We start from the raw sequence: 1,654 nt of genomic DNA on the forward strand, positions 1-1,654 counted from the left end.
GGTGGGTGTGCCCGGGGCGGGTGGGTCCCGCTGCTGCGCGACCAACGGCCTATTTCGGGCCGCGGCGGCCGTCACGTATTCTGTGGAGTGCAGAAGGGGAGTAGCTCTTCGCCGGACCGTCGACATACTGCTGGGTCACCCCAGCCGGCGCCCGGAGGCAGGTCGCACGCAGCGGCCGGCCAGCGAGACCTTCGGCCGCAGTGTCCTGTTCTTGTTCATCTGCATCCGTCCATGACGGGTGCGTGGACGCAGTCAGGGCGCCGCCGAGCCGAAGCGACCCCTGAAAAACCCCAGGTCTCTCGGTACCGATGGCGTCCTGCCCGACCGATTGAGGTTCCGCCCCAGTGTTCAGCAGCACCTTCAGCATCACCGTCACGGCGATCGCCTTCGGAGTCGTCTTCCTCGCGGAGCTCCCCGACAAGACCGCCCTCGCCGGACTGATGCTCGGTACCCGCTACCGCGCCTCGTACGTCTTCGCCGGCGTCGCCGCAGCCTTCGCCGTGCACGTCGCACTCGCCATCGCCGCGGGCAGCGTGCTCACCCTGCTCCCGCACCGGCTCGTCCAGGCCGTCGTCGGCGTCCTCTTCCTCGCGGGCGCGGCCATGCTGCTCCTGAAGAAGAGCGACGGGGACGAGGAGGTCAAGGCACCTGCCGACCAGTCCTTCTGGAAGGTCTCCGGGGCCGGATTCATGCTGATCCTGGTGGCCGAGTTCGGCGACCTGACCCAGATCATGACCGCGAACCTCGCCGCGCGGTACGACAACCCCGTCTCGGTCGGCATCGGCGCCGTCCTGGCCCTGTGGGCGGTCGCGGGCATCGGGATCCTGGGCGGGAAGACGCTGATGAGGTACGTGCCGCTGCGCCTGATCACGAAGGTCGCGGCGTGCGTGATGGCGGCGCTGGCCGCGTTCTCGCTGTACGAGGCGATCGCGGGCTGAGTGGTCAAGGGCTGGGTGGTCGCGGGCTGCAGGATCGCGGGCTGCCGGGCTGCCGGGCTGCCGGGCTGCCGGGCTGCCGGGCTGCGGGGCTGCGGGGCTGCCGGACTGCGGGGGCCGCGGTCCGGGATATCCCTTTGCGGGAGGCGTGCGTACGGGGGCATGCTCGCGGGCGTGATCGATAACGGTGACTCCGCGGGCGTGCCCGGGGCCGAGCGTCGCTTCGGCTGGTCCAACATGTTCGTCCACCCCGATGAGGACACCCGCACCGACGGAGGGTTCCAGGGCGAACGCGCTGTCCTCGTCGGCTACCTGCGCGATCAGCGGCTGACGCTGGAGCTGAAGTGCGCCGGGCTCGACGCCGAGGCGATGGCGCGGCGCGCCGTGGAGCCGTCGAACCTGTCCCTGTTGGGGCTCGTACGGCACTTGGCGGGGGTGGAGCAGTACTGGTTCCGCCGGGTGATGGCGGGCGAAGACGTACGCCGGCACTACCGGACGGCGGAGGATCCGGCGGCGGACTTCACCGGAGCGGTGGCCGACCCGGCGGTGGTCGCGGACGCGTGGGCCACGTGGCGGGCGGAGGTCGCCTTCGCGGAACGGGTGGTGGCTGAGGCCCCCGGGCTCGAGGTTGCGGGCGAGAGCGATGGAGAGCCGATCGAGCTCCGCGAGGTCCTGGTCCACCTGATCGAGGAGTACGCCCGCCACAACGGCCACGCCGA

At 71.0% G+C, this 1,654-nt stretch carries 2 protein-coding genes; both read left to right on the top strand.

Translation table 11 applies throughout. The annotated features are described in order from the left end of the window. Positions 1-344: 344 nt before the first annotated feature. Complete coding sequence (locus tag ADK52_RS08035; protein WP_053689072.1) at positions 345-938, top strand: TMEM165/GDT1 family protein; 594 nt, start codon at positions 345-347, stop codon at positions 936-938. A 234-nt stretch (positions 939-1,172) separates the two neighbouring features. Next, on the top strand, positions 1,173-1,654 hold a 482-nt coding region (locus ADK52_RS08040), incomplete at its 3' end, for a DinB family protein (RefSeq protein WP_234343528.1).

It is taken from the genome of Streptomyces sp. WM6372 (genome assembly GCF_001279655.1).
In the GTDB taxonomy this organism is placed as follows: Bacteria; Actinomycetota; Actinomycetes; order Streptomycetales; family Streptomycetaceae; genus Streptomyces.